Raw genomic sequence first — 17,130 nt, 5'->3', positions numbered from 1 at the left:
GACGCCCTCGCCAAGATCAGCCACGGACTTGAACACTAAATTGAGCCAAGTCGGGAGTGGCCGTCGATTCGCTGCGCGCCGAGGGCTTCTCGACGATCATTCGACTTCCGCTAAATGACGACGTTGACCCCGATATCGTCGCCGAGCATCTCGTCAGGAATTTGAACGCGCAGCTGCTACTTTTTCTGCCGTCGATCGATCATCTAGAGCTGCAAGGCACGAGCCACGACTTCAGAGCGGATGCCGTGCGTGACACGTCCGGCGACATTGAGCACGTTTACATGGATACGGACGAAGGAACGGAGGAGTGGTTCGTATATCGCGGCGTAACAGCACCTCCGACTGAGGCGCTGGCGGCGCTGGGGGAAGAATGGTCTGAACTCGCAGAAGCGAAATTCGCCGTTGCCGTGCCGTTGGAGTCGGGCGAAAGTGCGACGCGGCCGCGCATCGACGAAACGTATCCACTCCATGTCTATTTTCCCACTGAGGAAGAACCCGGGTTTCGGGTGGCGGTTCATGCCGAATGGGTCTTGACGATGGATCGCCGAAGAATTTCGGATACACCGGAGGCTACTGCTTACAATGATCACCTGCTAGGTGCCGTTGCCGAATTCATTGGCTCAACCGTTGCACGCGACCTAGTGCAGCGGTGCGACCTTTCTGTGGAGAGCATACGTGCTGTCATTCCGGAGGACGTAGGCCACCTGACCGGCGCCGCAAAGGCGATTGCAGAACATTGGCGGGATTCGCTTGCAGCGGTAGCGTTTCTACCTCTTGCGACCGATGACTGCTTAGGTCGGCCAGGTGAGGTCCGTCTATTTCCTCAAACGATCCCGGATCATGCCTGGGCACAGCGTCTTTCGTTGGTTGATGGGACGAGCACCCTCCGCTGCGACGTTGAGGCGGACTGGGACGTCCGTAGATTTGTCCACGAAGTGAACAATGAATGCGAGATGACGGATGCTGAGTTTCTCGAGAACCTTGCGCAGCCAATGTCAGATGATGCGGTCGAGTTCTACGGATTCTTGTTAGCGTGGCGAGAGCACAACTGGCACCTTCCTGATGACCTGAAGAAGATCGCATGCGTTTTCGCGGCAAACGGACAACTGCTCGTCCCCTCCCAGCAGACGATTTACTTCCCGAGGCGCGACGAATCGCTGCCGGACGATCTTCCGGTGCCCATCGCTCAGCTATATGACATTGAGGGCATGGACAATCTTCTTCGGGATCTCGGTGTAAGAAACTTCGAGTGGCGCGACCTCATCAACGGGTATCTGATCAAGATCCTTGAACGCGAGGATGCCGATCCGCATGAGCGAGAACGAGCAATGTCGGGTCTTCGGGCTTATCAGAAAGCGCGGCGAGACACTACCGAAGTGGGCCTCGCAGTCTTGGGGCGCGTGCTTGTGCCTGCACGTGACTGGGGTGCCACCTCAGTCCGTCTTCGACCGGCCGCGGAAGTCTATTTCGGTGAAGAGTGGACTGGGACAACAGATTTAGAGCAGCTGTATGGCCCGTTCGGTGAGTACGAATTTCTCGCCGTCGAGGTCCCGGTCGAACCGGATGGAGTGCGTGATGATTCAAGTTTTTATCGCATGCTTGGTGTCTCTGACCACCCTCGTCTCACACGGGTAACTGGCAACCATGTCCTTGACAGCTCCACTCATCCTCACCGCACAATTAATGTGGTTTTGTTCAACAGGTGGCTGGATGCCGTGGTCGCCCGCCGGTGCCCTATGAACCACGACAGCCAGCACCAGCGACTGACATTGAGCTCTCGGCTCGATCGTCTCGAGGATCTGATTGACTCAGGGGATCCGCGGAGGCTCTTCTTGCTTTGGAACCAGCTGGCGCAGCACTGGGGCTCATCGTACGAGCAGGGCTTGCTCTCTACAGTCCGATGTAGCCACCGATACCACAGCATCGACCCGGAACGGACAGTTGATTCGTTATTCGCATACACCTTGCGCTCACGCGCCTGGGTGCCAGTCGAACTCGATGATGAACCGCAAATCGTGCGCCCATCGGATGCCTGGTTCGAATCCTCTGAATTGCCGCTGATGATCCGAGCTCGAATACCTCGGATCAGTGCGTCGATGTACCGGAAACGTGGGGGTGTCGCCTTAGCTGCGGAACTGGACTTGGTCGACGCGAGCTATCCGGGCACCGACAACCTCTTGAAGTTACTTGAATCCATTGCGACAGAGGCGGACCGAGCTGGTACACCGTATCGCGAGATCGAACGCGCAGCGCGCTGGGTCCAGCGCACCATCGAGGACAGCCTTGGACCAGAGGAACGACCACACTCAGCCCCACAGAACGTCCGAGTCCTTGCTATGCACAGAGGCAAGAGCCTATTCGCCAACCAACCTCCGTTCGCGGACGATCCTCTACTCCGTGACACATGGCAACATCACATGCCAATCCTGCTCGCCGACAATGACAGCGGAAAGTTGCACAAGTATCTCGGGTTGGCCCGTCTAGACGACGAAATCAGCGTTACTGCAGAACCTTTGAACATCCAGCAGGGTGAGTTACGTCACCACCTTATGCGGCGAATCGACGATGCTAAGCCATACATCGTCGCGTTGATTGCTGCCGAGAACGCTCGGCTCGAGTCGAGGTCGATCAAGTCGATGCGCAACCTCGAAGTAGTTTTGTGCGACCGCCTTGTCCTCCGGTACCGATATAAGGAAAGCGAGGTCGAAAGAACTGATGCTCGTTGCCATATAGCCCGTTTCGACACAACTGACGACGACAAGCGTTCGCGCTCAGTGGGCAGAGCCTACGTCGAGTTGGATTCGTCGACGAGCCAACCCGATTGGTTCGCGGTCGGTGGCCAACTTGCTCAGTACCTCGGTGTCTCGACCCACGCGGACGCGATCACCATGCTGCTCAGTATTTCTCCTGCGGAACGTGACCGCATGATGGTTAATCGGCAGATCAGCGAGGACGCGGTTTTGGAAGCCAGGACTACACTTGTCCTCGCGCACGACACTGATCACAGCCCCGCGAGCGTCCTGGATGCATACTTGGCATCAAACAACCAACGGGAGGTTCCCGCTGGGGTCGATCATGCTGATGGCACTGTGCGTTCATCGGCCGGCGAACTCCGGGAGGGAACCGAGCCGATCGTCAAGGAATCCATTACGCAGGGCCTCTCCGCGGGAATGCATCTGGACTCTGGTGACACGGAGCCTCCGCCCGTGGATTACTCCTCGGTGTCCGTAGTTGACGCCCAACCCATCGCAGTAGGCAGTGGTCGTCATGCAGTACGTGGTCGTGCGACATCGTTTTCAATCGGAGCTATCTCCTCAGCTCCTTCCATCCAAAACGAAGCGCAGAAGCGTCTTGCCGGGAAGCGTGGAGAAGAGGTCGCCTTCAACATCGAGCGCGCGCGCGTCCAGAGCATGGATCTTGATCCAGGCCAAGTCATTTGGCAGTCGAAGGATGATGAGTTAGCGCCGTTCGACATACTCAGTATTGATCAAGATGGGAGTCAGATATTCATCGAAGTTAAATCGACGGTCGGCTCAGACCCAAGCGATCCGTTCTACATTTCAGGGGCGGAACTCTTGGAAGCCAGCTTCCATCGGAACCGTTACTACATACACCGTGTCACCGACGTCAACACTGCAACACCGAGTATTACCCGGTGGTGCAACCCTATTGAGCTCATAAAGAATGAGCAGGGCCGACTTCTGTTAAGCACCGCACAGATGGAGCTTGGAGTTCTAGCTTCGCTACCGGACAGCAACGCCTGACCTCAAGCATTCCGCGGCGAGTAGAGCTGGCCGTTGTATCGCGATACCGGTAGGGGACGAAGACATTTAGTCCGGCCTGGCAAGGTTCTTTCCAGATGTCCGCAACAGGGACTCACCCGAATCGATAAGTCGTCGCAGCTCCGCAACCAGCTGGCCGAGGCCGTCTCTCAGTTCGACTCGCTCGGCTGTCGCATCGAGGATCGCCTGCCGAGCCACATCGATCACTGGCTCGAACTCGCTCAGCGCCAACGTCGCAGCACGCTCGCCGGTGCGTTCGAGCTCGGCCTCCATGAACTTCCGTTGACGATCGCGTTCCGCTGCGTCCGCCCGACTTTTCAGGAACTGTTCGGCGATCGACGACATCTCGACCACTAGCGGGAGGACGGCAGTGGCGACCGCAACTCGCTTGCTCATGTTCATCGCTGAAGACGCGGCCGCTGGAGTGGGTTTCTTCAGAGTCGAGTATTTTTCGTATTCGGTGAGGGCCTTGAGCGCCGCGTTCGAGACGCGCTTGACGGTTGGCGAGATGACTTCGGTCGTCTCTTTGGCGGACGTCGAGCGGTCCGCCTGGACGCGGATCGACTCCGCGAGTGTCTCGAGTTTCTTCCAGGACGGCCGCTGCTTCTCCAGAGCGATCGTGTCGTCGACGTTGCGCAGGAGCTTCTCGACGCTGCGCTCCTGGAGCCCGTACCAGAAGTCAATGGACGTCTTCAGCGACCGCTGTATGGCGTCTGCGTCGCGTTGATCGTCGACGGCTTGCCCAATGCACTCCGAGATCTTGCCCCGCAGGTCGGCATCGGCGGACTTCTGGAGTGCCTCCAGCTGGGCCAGCCACGATTGACGCAGTTGCAGACCCTCTTCCGAGAAGTTCTCATGATCAAGATACTTCGCTACTTCGACATTGAGGCCGTCCAGCGAGTTGCCGACCGCCCGTCGCCAGAACCGCTGCGCCGCTGATGCTCTCAATGAGGAACCGTTACCGGAACCGAGGTTGATCAGCGCACCCTGCAGTTCGGCCATGCCGTCCCAGCCACGGAAGTCATCCCACATTTGCGGGCCCGGGTTGCGCTCCGACCCGACCATCTGCGCGAAGTCCTGGGATACGACGAACACCGGTACGGCATCGTCTAGATCCAGAGCACTACGGAGCTCTTCAGTCTTTCGCTTCGCCCGTTCCCGGTATCCGTCAGGATCGGATTCCGGGTCCACGCCTGCCTCGTCGAACCGGGAGATGACGAACCACAGCGAACCTGGATCCCATGCGCGTCGGACTAATGCCTGCAAGGCGGGGAACTCGGCGGTCGCCAACTGAGGGGTGACGGTGACGATCGCGACATCGGTGAGATCGACGGCGGCGTTCGCCAGCTGCGTGTTCATGTCGGCGCGGACGTCGTCGGCACCCGTGACGAACCCAGGCGTGTCCCGAAGCAGACACCCAGCTGCCCGGACCTCGTTGACTTCGAAGGTCTCATGGCGCGCACTTATGGTCAGCCACTCCGGCACCTCGACGCCGGAGTCGACGATGAGCCGTCGAAGCAGCGAGCTCTTCCCTGTGTCGTAAGCACCGTAGACCGTGACGACGGGTTCGCTGATGCTCGCGAACAGTTGCCACTGCTCGTCGGCTTCGATCCCGAGTTGGCCACCGGGGATGGCATCGAGCCAGGCCTTCGCTTCGGTGATATCGATGGGGCTCACAATGACCCAGGTTCCTTCCGCAGGTTGTCAAAGGCGTCGAGCAGCGCGCTAACCGCCGAAAGCCTGCGGTCAGTGCGTGATAATTCGAAATTTGCGAGCATCTGTTGGTTCTTGTGGTCGTCCCGGAAGGCGGCGACCTCATCAATTCGTTTCTCGAGGTACGCGATGGGGGCGTTTTCACCACGCAGAAACTCGGCGATATTGTCAGCAGCGTTCTGCTCAACGGATTCGACCGCAGCATTGATGGTCTCGTCCCAGTCCGATCGCTTGGCCTCGGTGCGCACCCAGCTGACGGCGTCCCATGCCACTGCTGCCACCTGCAGCACCATCCCGGCCCGCGCGACCGTCTGGCCGAGTTTGACTGCACCCCAAGGCTTGAAGTTCTTTCCAAGGCCCTTTCCGATGGCATAAGCGGCATCGCGAGTACCCGCTCCCGTTGCAAGCTTCTGCACCGACACGGTGAGGAATTCACCCACCCCGAGCACATCGCCGACGGTGTCGCGCGGCGTCTCCTCTCCTTCAGCTACGGGTCTGCCCATCTTCTGGTCGAAGTTGGCGGCTGCTAGCTCACGGTTGATCGCAGACGCGTGGGCCGCCGCCCACTCACCGATCTGATCGGTGGCCGCCGTCAAGAACACGTCGATCTCGGCCTGCAGATCGGGGTTGTTCCAGGAGGTTAGGGCCTTGGCCAGCTTCTCGTCGTCGCCTCGGTCCACCTCCCGAATTTTGCTGATGGCGTTGGTCGTATGTCGCGAGACCGCCTCCGACAGGGTGTGCTCGAGCGTCTCCGATAGGTGCTGAGCATCGTCGAGGCATTCGTCCAGGGCTTTGATCACAGCACCGTGCTTGTCTGCTTCGGCACGGTTCGCCTCGCATTCTGTTCGGGTCTCGGTGTTCAAAAGAACCAGCTCCGCGACCGCATTGTCGAGCGCTGCAACGGCATTGGCCTGCGTGATCTCGCTCGGTGACAATGAGCGCAGCGCTTCGAGGAAGGCACCAATGCCGTCCCACTCCCGATTGGCGTTGTATGCGGCACGGGTGACCGGCAGACTACTTCCGACCGCGGAGAAGGGATCGGCCGCGATGCCGTGGATGTGGTTCCGTTCGATGTAGATTCCCCGCGACGCCAGCGCGGCATGCAGTTCGGTCGCCTTGCGGTCGCGCCGGTTGAAGTACTCGCCGACCCCGTGGAGCGGATCGACACCGAGCTCGTCACAACGGTTGATAAGGAACAACATTCGTGGCCACTTGCCGGGTGCAGCCTCGGTGCCCTTGACGACGCCCTCGAGGCGGGCTGTGTCTCCGATCAACAGATTCACGTGGAGTAGCACGATGACCAGTGCTGCGTTCGTGGTGGCTGAGACCGCCTTGTCGTCGTGTCCGCTACGACCGCTTTGAAAGCCCGGGGTGTCCACGAGGTCGACGCTGCCCAATTGGTAGACGTGCACGTCGTCGGTCGTGGGGTCGGCACGGATGTGAAGCGTCTCCGGGACCTCGCCCTCCATCTCGACCAACAGTCGCTTGATGAACGACGATTTGCCCGCACTGAAGTCACCGGCGACAGCGACGGATGGTCGTGCGCCACGCGGCGGCGTCGCGGCCACCAAAGCAGGGCGAAAGGCCGCATCGCGCTTGGCAGCGTCGGCGAGCAGCTGAACCCAGTCAGCGACACGGGCGATGTCGGGGTGGACGAGTGCCCGGCTGAGCGCACGACGCAACTCGTGGACGTCGGCATCGTGACGAGCACGGCATGCTTCGACAAACACTCTATTCCCGGTGGCATTGACCTCGTCCGGCGTGATTGCGACGTCGAACCAGTCCTCACCCAACAGAATCCGCTGCACAACATGTCGGTGGTCGCGACCGTCGGCCGAAGCGTCGTCGTTCAACAGTGTTTGCAGGGCGCCTTCGAGAGCGTCCACACGGGGCGTCGTGGCGATCTTCGAGGCCTTTTCATCAAGTTGTTCGGCGATGGACGCGGCCTGCTCGCGCAGCCGCGTCAGCACGACGGATTCGCGCAACAGTGATTTCACGCTGGGCGCGGCTTCCCGCCATGCCACGGAACGGGCGTTGACGGCAAAGTCCTTCTCAATGCCGTCGAATGTCGTGCGGATCGCGGTGCGCCCGGCGTAGGCAGCCTTGGCGCGCGCTTCGGCCCGCTGCCTTTCGGCTGAGTCGCCGTGGCGACTCCCAACGATGCCCAGTACTGACGACGCAATACTGATGCCTGCCACCACAATGCCGCCCGCCCACCCAATGGGGTTCCATGCATTCGCGAGGGCGATCACCCCGACCGCCGCGGTAACTCCAGTCAACAATCCAGTAGCCCGAAACGCAGCCTCAAAGGCTTGCGAGGCTGACCCCGCGGCGCCAGCGAGGTCAGAGGAGTCGCGTTCGGCGGAGAAGTCACTGCGCCGCAGTTCAGCTGCGGCCATGGATAATTCCCGTTCCAGAAACGCCGCGGATTCCGTCCAGACTGCTTCCAGCGCGGCCGCTATTGCCGGTTCGTCAAACACCGTGCTGACGAAGGTCTCCTCGTCGACGTCTTGGTGATCGTCGAAGGCCTTGCGTTCCAGACGCTTAAACCGCTTCAGCGCCTCACTGCGTGGCACCGAGAGGTGCGGCTTCAGCAGCATCCGCAGGTACCGACTGAAGGTGCCGTCAGCCGGCATGAGGTATGGGGCGCCGCGGGCAGTCTCGGCGATGGTGAGCAGGTCGCCACTCCACTCATCGTCGTGAAGGTAAGTCGCACGCTCATCGGATTCCAGGTACCCAAGCACGTCGAGATGCCGGGAGATGGCCCTGTCGACCTCGTCGATCCGCTCACCCAGCCGCAGTCCAAGCGCCTTAAGCATGCCAGCTTCGTCCTGCAAGATCGCACGCATACCCTCGCGCAAAGACGTGAGCCGAAGCTGCGCGCCTCCGGCTGCGATCCCTGAGGTCAAGAGCGACTCGAGGGTACCGAAGTTCGACCAGCGGGCCAGATAATCGACGCCGTGCTGCTCGCGTTCGTTGAGGAAGTCCCGCTCGGCGGGGCCTCGAAAAGGCGTACTTGCCCGCGCGAATAGCGCCCGCCTGCTGTGGATGGCGACCACAGGGGTCTCTGGAAGTCCTATGCTGGCCAACTCGGTGCGAATGTTATCGCTGTGCTGACGCACTGGTTCCGAAATGTTCTGCCGGGCCGTCTGATTGGGTACTTTCGCCGGGTGGCGCCAGCGCAGATTGCGGATGTTGAGCACAGCGATGGTGGGCTTGCCGTAGTGGCGCACCCAATCTGCGACCTTGGAGAATTCGCTCGCCTGTTGACTCTGACTGTCAAAGCACAACAACACGACGTCGGCGATCTCGACGGCCCGCTGCGCGGTGGCCTCGAGTTCTGCGCGGCTCTTTCGACGGCCCCATCCGTTGATGCCCGGGGTGTCGTAAAGGCGACAGCCACGCCAGTCGACCGAGCGCACTTTCGTCGTCCAATCGCTGTCGCCCGGCGAGACGTCACGTCCATCCAGCCCGCCAAAGGCCGACATCAATGTGCTCTTGCCAGCACCAGTGCGGCCGAAGAACACCACGTTGAAAGTGGACAAGACGTCGCGCTGTTCAGAGAGGTGCCTGCGCACCTTCTCGGCGAAAACCTCCTTCGCCTCCGACACTTCCCGAGCCAGCGGGCCGAGCCCGTCGGCGGTAGGTAGCAAAATCGCATACGCGCCAATCGCGGCTTCGCCCAACTCGTCGAGCAGGTCCATCTCGTCGCGCCCTGCTGCGAGTGCGCCTGCGATGGCACGATCGAAGTGGGTCTCGTGGGAACGCTCCGGCAACGCAACCCCCTGCAATGAGCCCGCTATGTTCGAGGCCCGCAAATGACGGACGTTAGCCGACGGCTCCGACACTAAGCGCCTCCCCACCGGCGTGCGGGGGTAATCCGCCGCTTTTGGTGGCCAACTACTCGACATGGATTGCGGTCCACTCACGCGCGACGCGGCGTTGTCGGCATCTCGGTGAATACTCGCAGTTTGGGCCTGGAACCCACGCCGGTTTGATCGCTATCACGCCACAAACCGCCAAAGGTCGAAGCACAACTAAGTAAGTTTGTCTCTGCACACTGTGAAGAGGGGGTATGGAACCGGTGAAGGACGGACGCTGGGTCCAGATCGCCGAGTCGCAATTCGCGCACGAACAGCAGGGCCTTGATGTGATCAAGGAGGCCCTTCCCGACGCTCCCCCCTTTCGCGCCTGGGCGAACTTCGAGTTCCGGGACAACCGCGGCCGCTGGCACGAGGTCGACCTGCTGGTCCTCGCCCGCGACACGCTCTACCTGATCGAACTCAAGCACTACCGGGGCATCCTTCGCGGCAACGACCACGTGTGGATGCGCAACGGCCACCGTGCCGAGGACTCGCCACTGCTGCTGGCGCGACGCAAAGCCCAGTACTTCGCGTCGCTGCTGAAGGACGCGATCCGCCAACGCGGCGGCAACGACGCCAAAAGTAGAATCCCGTACGTCCAGGAGTTGGTGTTCCTCAGCCACCCCGAGTTCGTCTGCGACCTTTCGCCCAGCGCAGCGATCAACCTGTACGGCCTCGACGGCGCCACCAAGACCACAGGCCTACCCGGCATCTCCGATCGCCTGCTGGCGCCAGCCCGGCACGAACCGGTCACCGAACACAACAGCCAGCTCATCGCCGGTCTGATGAAAGCCATCGGCCTGGCGCCACGACGCCAGCGCGAAGTCGGCTCGTGGATCATCGACGAGCAACCACTCGCCGACGGCGAAGGCTGGCAGGACTGGCCGGCGTTTCACCACGTCGACGCCGAGCGCCATGCCCGCATCCGCTTCTACCTGACCAGCCAGGGCGCCCCCACCGCCGAGCAGCACGCCCGCACCCGGGCAGTGACGTCCGAATATCACTTGCTGTCTCGTCTGCGCTTCGATGGCCTGCAGGTCCCGGAAGACATCGTCAACGAACCCGAGCTCGGCGTTGGCCTAGTCTTCCCGCAGCCCAAGGGCGACGTCCCGCTAGACCTCTGGCTTGCCGACAATAAGGGCAAGCTGCCGCTGGAACGCCAGCTGGACCTCATCGGACGCGTCGCCGACATCGTCCACTATGCGCACCGCAATCGCGTTGTGCACCGCAGCCTCAACCCCCGCGCCGTCGCCATCCGTGAACGCGGGTCGCAACTGCTGCCCCAGGTCACCGACTGGGATAGCGCCGGGGTTCTGCCTGCCAACCCAGACACCGCCGTGAGCAGGTTGTCCTCGGGTTCACTCAGCCTGATGGCGGCCAGCCCAAGTGACGCCGCGCAGCTGTACTCCGCACCCGAAGGCCATCGGCCCACTGACCCTGCCCGCATGGACGTCTTCGGTCTCGGCGCGTTGGCGTTCTACATCCTCAGCGGTCAGCCACCAGCCACGGAACGCGGTGAACTCATCGATCGCCTGCGCCGCGACCGCGGCCTTGACCTGGCCGCTGAGATGCCGCAGGTCCGGACCTCCCTTCGCCAGCTCGTGCTCGACGCCACCAACCCCAGCCCCGCCGACCGCATCGCAGACGTGGCCTCATTCCTCGAACAACTCACCGTCGTCCGCGAGGACCTGCTGGGCAAGGCCACCGGAACCGACCCGTTGGAGGCGGGGCCCGGTGCTGAGCTCGACGGACGGTTCGTCTACAAACAGCGGCTGGGCGCTGGCTCGACGGCTGTCGGCATCCTTGTCACCGACAAGCAGGTCGGCGACGCCGAGCGAGTGCTCAAAGTCGCCAAGGACGCCGACGCCGCCGAGCGTCTGCAGGCCGAAGCGCAGGTGTTGGCAAAACTCGAAAACGAAGAGCGCATCGTCACGCTGCACGACTGCATCGAGGTCGGTGGACGTACCGCGCTGCTGCTGAGGTACGCGGGCCGGACCACGCTGGCCGAGGAACTGAACAACCGCGGCCGGCTATCCATCGACGTCCTCGAACGCTGGGGAACCGACCTGCTGACGGCCTTGCTGGCGCTGGAGCGTGCGGGCGTGACCCAACGCGATATCAAACCATCGAATCTTGGTGTCTATCAGTCCAGTCCGCGTGCCGACTCGCACCTGGTGATGTTCGATTTTTCGATGGCGGGCGTCGACGCCAAGAACATCGACGCCGGCACCCCGCCGTACCTGGACCCATTCCTTGGCGTCGGTGAGCGCCGTCAGTACGACACCGCAGCAGAGCGCTACGGCGCTGCGGTAGTGCTTTTCGAGATGGCCACTGGCAAGACGCCGTGGTACGGGTCCGACGAGAACGCCAACCCTGCCACCGTCGACGACGATGTCACGCTGCGACCGGACATGTTCGAGTCGACGATCGCGTCCGCCATGACCGAGTTCTTCGCGTCGGCCTTGTCGCGCGTCGCTGCACGCCGGCCAGACACTGCCGAGGACATGCTCCGGGCGTGGCGCGCAATATTCGGCGTCCTCGCCAGTAAACCGGACGATCAGGCTGACGACAAAGCCGCCGAGAATGCCACCATCACAACGCCTCTCGCGGCTTCAGGTCTGAGCCCCCGCGCGGTGTCCGCGCTGGCGACCGTTCAGGTGACCACGGTCGGCGAACTCATGGCACTCGACTCGACGCGGTTGAACCGCCTCGTCGCTCGCGAGGCCAAGGACACTCGTAAAGAAATCACCACCCGATTCCGTGCCTGGACCAAACGACTGGGCAAGGAGCGTAAGCAGGCGTCCGGCGACGCGTTGATGGGACTCGACGACGCCGTGGAGTTGCTGCTGTCGGCTGTCTCCGGTGCACGAGCGTCGACGCGAAAGGACGCCGCTGAGCTCCTGCTTGGCACTAAGCCTGGTCTTGATGCCTTCGCGAGCAGCACCGAACTCGCCGCAAAACTGGGCAAGGCCCCGCAGCGCGGACCGCAGTTGCTCAAGGAGTTGCAGGACGACTGGGCCGACCGGCGGGATACCCGCGAACTCTTGGATGCCGTCAGCGAGATCACCCGCCAGGTGCTCTCCGACTTTGGAGGCGTCGCGGCAATCGACACGCTGACCGCGGAGATCCGCGCCCGCCTGCCCGAGGCTCCGGTGACGTCGACCGATCTGTCACAGCGAGCACGCGCCGACCGGGCCGCCGGAGGATTACTCCGGGTCGCACTGGAACGGCTCAGTGAACATGAAACCGCCTCGGGTACAAAGGAATTTGTTCGGCGCAGGCACGGCCGACGCCTTGCGCTGCTCGCCACGGACGAACTCTTGCTTGCCGCGGCCGAATCGGCGGCCAAGCGCGCCGACGATTTGGTAGCCGCCGACCGCAACATTGTGGTTCCTGCATCGACAGCGGCTCGAGAACTCGGTAAGGCCTTCTTGGAGGGCTATCGGTCCGTCAGTGACCCGAACGCACAAACCGCGCTACCCACAGACGGCCGGTTGATCCGGTTGGCCGCGGCCATTTCCAAGCATGCTGTGGTGTCCGGGCGCTTCGAACTGCACAACAAAAGCATCGCGCCATCGGCCGCCATTCAGACCGCCCTCACCGGGCTGGCGCAGTCGGAGTCGTTGTCGCCGTCGCAGATCCGCAGCCGGGTCAGCGCCCGCTTCCCCGAACTCGACCGGGTACCGGCACCGCCGCACCTCGATACGTTCCTCAAACAAACGACGCTGAACCTCGAGTGGGACGCCGCGTCCAGCACGTACCGGTTTCGTGACGCACAACCACCCAGTGCGACAACGATGCACACCCGCAATCCGACCACGATCCCGCCGACGTCTGACCCATCGGCCACCATTGCGCGGGACGGCGCCGACCAACGAGCGATGCTGCGCCGTTCACTGGATGAGCGCGGCTTCGTCGCAATCGGCGTGCCGGTCCCCCCGGACAGGCCTGGTGAGCACGAGCGGGTCGCGCGTGAACTCGCCGCCGTCTACGGCGGCGTCGTTGTCGACGTGACGGCACGGCTCATCGACTCGATGCGCACCCTCGCGGCGCAACAAGGCATCTCATGGGATTTGGTGCGCAGCGCGGACGCCGCCGGTGCCGGCAGCCTCGACGCTCGAGGCCTGCGCGCAGTGATCGATCGTGTGGTCCCGCAGTTGCGAGAAGACCTGAGTGCCGAGGTGTTCGATCGCGCGCCGACCGCCCAGCCGCTGATTCTCACTGAGATGTCCCCCCTCGCCCGCTACGGCCACCTCGACGTCCTTGCGACGCTCAGCGACCTCGCTGCGCCACGGCGACGCCCCGTGTGGGTGGTACTGCCGCAACTGCGTGGACAGCACGGCGCTCTCGTGGACCGCAAACCGATCCAATTGGGCTCTCCTGGTGGACAGTTCATCGTGTGGCGTCCGACTGCCGATCTCGTGTCTGCAGCTGATAACGAAGGAGTGGTGTGATGGCTGCGGCCGCATCGGATCTGGTAGCGGCGTTGCGTCGGCAGGTGCTGGACCTCGAAACGGATCTGCGTGCCCGCGTGGATGGCGACGACGTCGACAGCCGTCAGGCTGATGTGTACGACGCGTGGAAGCGTGACTACGACAAGGCCACCTCGGCCAATCGCACCGCGGCCTCGTGGCAGGAGTGGCGCAACGATCGAGTGACGCAGGCTGCCGTCGCGTGGGTGTTGCTGACCGTCTTCGCGCGCTACTGCGAGGACAACGCGCTGGTCACGCCGCGCTGGATTTCCGGCGCGGACGCCGACGAGCGCGCCCACGCCCTAGATTCACGACGCGCGTACTTTCAGCAGAATCCCGAGCACACCGACCGGGAGTGGATCGGCCAGATCATCGCGCACTTCGCGAAGTTCCCGGCAACCGCCGCGCTCGTGGACTCGTACTCCCCGATCCATTTGGTCGCGCCGTCCGGCGATGCGGCCCGCGCACTGCTGGAGTTCTGGTGGCAACAGAACACTGATGGTGAGCCCGCATTTGCATTCCACAACACGGACACCCGCTTCCTCGGTGATGTCTATCAAGACCTTTCCGAGCACGCCAAGAAGACTTACGCATTGCTCCAAACACCGGAGTTCGTAGAGGAATTCATCCTCGACCAAACGATGGAGCCCGCGCTAGCTGACCGCCCGCTGGAGGGCTTCACCGTCATCGACCCCGCCTTTATGCGAAATGTTTGTGTCTCACGAGACAGTCGTAACGGAACCTCGGCAAGGGGACAGCGCATCGTCGACCGAGAACTACTCGGTTGCGGCCAAGTACTGCGTTCGGGCGTCTTGCAGTTCCTTCCAATGCGCCTCTAACCCGGTCAGGCTCGGACCGACTCCGAGGGTCGGCAGTGGTTGTGAATGCCCTGCGATAAACCGGCAGGCCGCCTCAAACACGCGTGTCACTACTTCCGACGCTGCAGGAAGCGCCCCTACCTTGATCTCGCTGAGCGTGGTCATTCGAATGTTGGGTTGGTATCGCTGCGAGACGCCCTTCAATAGTTCTGTCTCCGTGAATACTTCGCACCAGGACCTAATCCAGCCATAGCCATCGCGGACCAATGCCGCACGAGCCTCGCCGTCTACAGCTCGGGCAGCCTCGATGGTCTTGTTGATGTTGGCCTTGAGGCTGCTGAGCGAATCCCAACGGGGGCCGGACGCCCGAGTCACGAGGCCCTTCCCGTCTTCATCAGTGACCTGGTAGTAGACGCACCGCTTCGACGTCTCAAAGAGCAAGAGCAGAGTCGTAGCAAAGAAGATGTCGTGAGTAAAGACGATGACCTGGTTGCTTTCCGCGAGGTTTGCGACTCGGAGGGCAACCTCGTTTATGCGCCGGTGGTCAAGGCTCGAGACAGGATCGTCGAAGATGACCGGAGCCGTAATTCCAGCCAACCGGGCCTCTGCAAGAAAATCGGCGAGGGCAAGCACTTTCTGCTCTCCCTCAGACAAGATTTTGGACGGCTTATGCTTGCCGGCAAGAATCTTTCGTCGTTGCGCTCGACCTTGTCGGCCCACGAATTCGACTTTGAGCCCCGGAGCGCGGAGTGCATCGCATTCTTCGGCGAAGAGCTTGTCGAAACTCTGATTGATGAGTTGGTCACTAGCGGCTTTCGCAAGCTCGGTCACCGACCGTCCCAAAGGGGACAACTTACCTGCCAAGACTCGTAATTTGTCCGACTCCTTTGCCCGTGCCACCTGAGCCTGGATCGTTGTCCACGACTTCGCCAGCTCTCCGGCAGCCGCCAGCTCCGCCAGCTCACGCTTCTTGTCGCGAAGGGCATCGGCGCGATTCTCCGCCTGGCCCTTGAGGTCTGCGATCTCCGCCTTCAGGACACCCTGTGCTGCCAACACCTCAGCAGCTCGGGTCGGTACGCTCGCCAGCCTGGAGGCATCGACAGGTCCTCCGGCTCGAATGGCTTCCACCGCAGTAAGAGTCGCGTCTCTAATGCTGGAGACTGCTGCGAGGAACGATGGCCTGTCTGCTCGCCCCTCGTACTCACCTACGAATGGGCTGATGTCGTTGAGCTGGATTGTCAAGATCGGCGCGGTCGTACTATCGAGACTTTGTTGGATCTCGGTGATGTCAGAGCTGATCTTGTCCGTGAGGTATTCAGAGTATTTTTCGATAAGCGCTCTTGCTGGATCGGCCAAGGATTGCCGGCAGTAGAGGCATCGCTCCACATCGTGGACGGCGAGCGATTCCAGGTGCGTCTTGTACCGGTCACCGCTCGACACGAACTCGTCCCAGGTCTCCTCTGGGTCTGCCGGGAGATCGGCGGCCGCGAAGAGTTCCGTTCGGAATGTGCGATAGTCGGCCTGGAGTTCAGCGCGGCGCTGAATATTGTCATTCAGCGCCTGGGCATTCAATGAGCTGAGTGCGGTGGCTGCAAGCACTGCCTGTCCCAACACTCGCTCGCCTCGCTGGCGCTCAGCAATCTGAGCTGCGATGGTGTCAGCTTCGAGCGCTGCGACCGCGCGGCGCAGAACGTCGGTCCGCTGGTCCACGTCCGACGCCCTGTCGGCCCGTGCGTTGAGGTCCGCAAGGTCGGTGGAGGCGCCGAGCGTTTCTACGAGCGGATAAACACTCGACTCTCGCGGAAAGCGACTTAGGAGTGTCGTCGAGCCGGATGAAAGGTCGCTGACGGACTGGTCAATGCGCTCGTGCACGCCCTTGATCGCTGTGTTCACGTGATTAAACAGGGCTAGAACAGTGGGCACATAGGAGTACTCCAAATCGTCATCGACATGGAAGTTAACCGCAGGACTGTCGAAGATCGACATCCTTGTAAAGGGAACTTGCCCCTGAGCCCCTGTCCAGGCGAACTCCTTTACGTCAGCGCCGACTGTGTACTCGACCTTCGCTGAAAGTGCCACGACTTCGTTCGTTGCGATATCGCCGAGGATTGCGTCCGCAGTACGACTTCCCGCGAGCGCCTTAAAGATCCGTGCATAGCCAGTCTTGCCGGTACCGTTCTCCCCGAACAGGATCGTCATTCCTCCGTGGGGTTCGATCACCGAGCCCGGCACGATCGCGTTGACGCCGGTGACTTCCGAGAGTCTGGTGATGACAAGCGGGAGTTCGGCGTCCTCCTCCAGCGTTTCCACGGCAAGGTCCGGCTCTACCGGCAGGGCGCGCTCATCGAGTCCCTTCTCTTGCCGAAAGAGGGCGTACACGATGTCAATACCGCCGCCCGAGAGGGGTCTACCAATACCGAGCACATGTCGGACGATTCGACGAACCCACTCATCCTGCTCATTTGCCCACTCCGCCAGAGTC

Annotated in this window: 6 protein-coding genes; 3 read left to right on the top strand and 3 right to left on the bottom strand. The window is 61.8% G+C overall.

The window, feature by feature from the left end:
- The first annotated feature begins 56 nt into the window (after window positions 1-56).
- The gene (locus CRM90_RS26430) at window positions 57-3,764 is read left to right on the top strand and encodes a protein NO VEIN domain-containing protein (protein ID WP_102809855.1); all 3,708 of its coding nucleotides are present in this window, start codon (window positions 57-59) and stop codon (window positions 3,762-3,764) included.
- A 66-nt stretch (window positions 3,765-3,830) separates the two neighbouring features.
- Here CRM90_RS26430 and CRM90_RS26425 read toward each other — a convergent pair whose 3' ends face one another.
- The gene (locus tag CRM90_RS26425; RefSeq protein ID WP_102809854.1) at window positions 3,831-5,459 is read right to left on the bottom strand and encodes a GTPase domain-containing protein; all 1,629 of its coding nucleotides are present in this window, start codon (window positions 5,457-5,459) and stop codon (window positions 3,831-3,833) included.
- On the bottom strand, window positions 5,456-9,199 hold the full coding sequence (locus CRM90_RS26420) for a GTPase (protein WP_158249066.1): 3,744 nt from the start codon (window positions 9,197-9,199) through the stop codon (window positions 5,456-5,458). Before CRM90_RS26420 ends, CRM90_RS26425 begins: the two co-directional genes overlap by 4 nt.
- Window positions 9,200-9,570: 371 nt before the next feature.
- Here CRM90_RS26420 and pglW point away from each other — a divergent pair, with 371 nt between their 5' ends.
- The gene (gene pglW, locus CRM90_RS26415; protein ID WP_233209522.1) at window positions 9,571-13,812 is read left to right on the top strand and encodes a BREX system serine/threonine kinase PglW; all 4,242 of its coding nucleotides are present in this window, start codon (window positions 9,571-9,573) and stop codon (window positions 13,810-13,812) included.
- Complete coding sequence (locus CRM90_RS26410) at window positions 13,812-14,669, top strand: hypothetical protein (RefSeq protein ID WP_233209521.1); 858 nt, start codon at window positions 13,812-13,814, stop codon at window positions 14,667-14,669. The genes pglW and CRM90_RS26410 overlap by 1 nt, the downstream gene beginning before the upstream one ends.
- On the opposite strand, the gene CRM90_RS26405 is transcribed toward CRM90_RS26410, so the two are convergent.
- A complete protein-coding gene (locus CRM90_RS26405) occupies window positions 14,607-17,072 on the bottom strand; it encodes an AAA family ATPase (protein WP_233209520.1) in 2,466 nt (821 codons plus the stop codon). The two genes, CRM90_RS26410 and CRM90_RS26405, sit on opposite strands and share 63 nt — an antisense overlap.
- Window positions 17,073-17,130: the final 58 nt, after the last annotated feature.

Origin of the sequence: Mycobacterium sp. ENV421 (assembly GCF_002887815.1) — a bacterium.
Lineage (GTDB): Bacteria > Actinomycetota > Actinomycetes > Mycobacteriales > Mycobacteriaceae > Mycobacterium.
The sequence above is the reverse complement of the archived record's forward strand: the minus strand, read 5'-3'. Positions and strand labels throughout refer to the sequence as shown.

Coding starts and splice junctions, on each gene's coding strand:
- CRM90_RS26410 (WP_233209521.1), top strand. CDS start 13,812: ATGGCTGCGGCCGCATCGGATCTGGTAGCGGCGTTGCGTCGGCAGGTG.
- pglW (WP_233209522.1), top strand. CDS start 9,571: ATGGAACCGGTGAAGGACGGACGCTGGGTCCAGATCGCCGAGTCGCAA.
- CRM90_RS26420 (WP_158249066.1), bottom strand. CDS start 9,199: ATGGACCTGCTCGACGAGTTGGGCGAAGCCGCGATTGGCGCGTATGCG.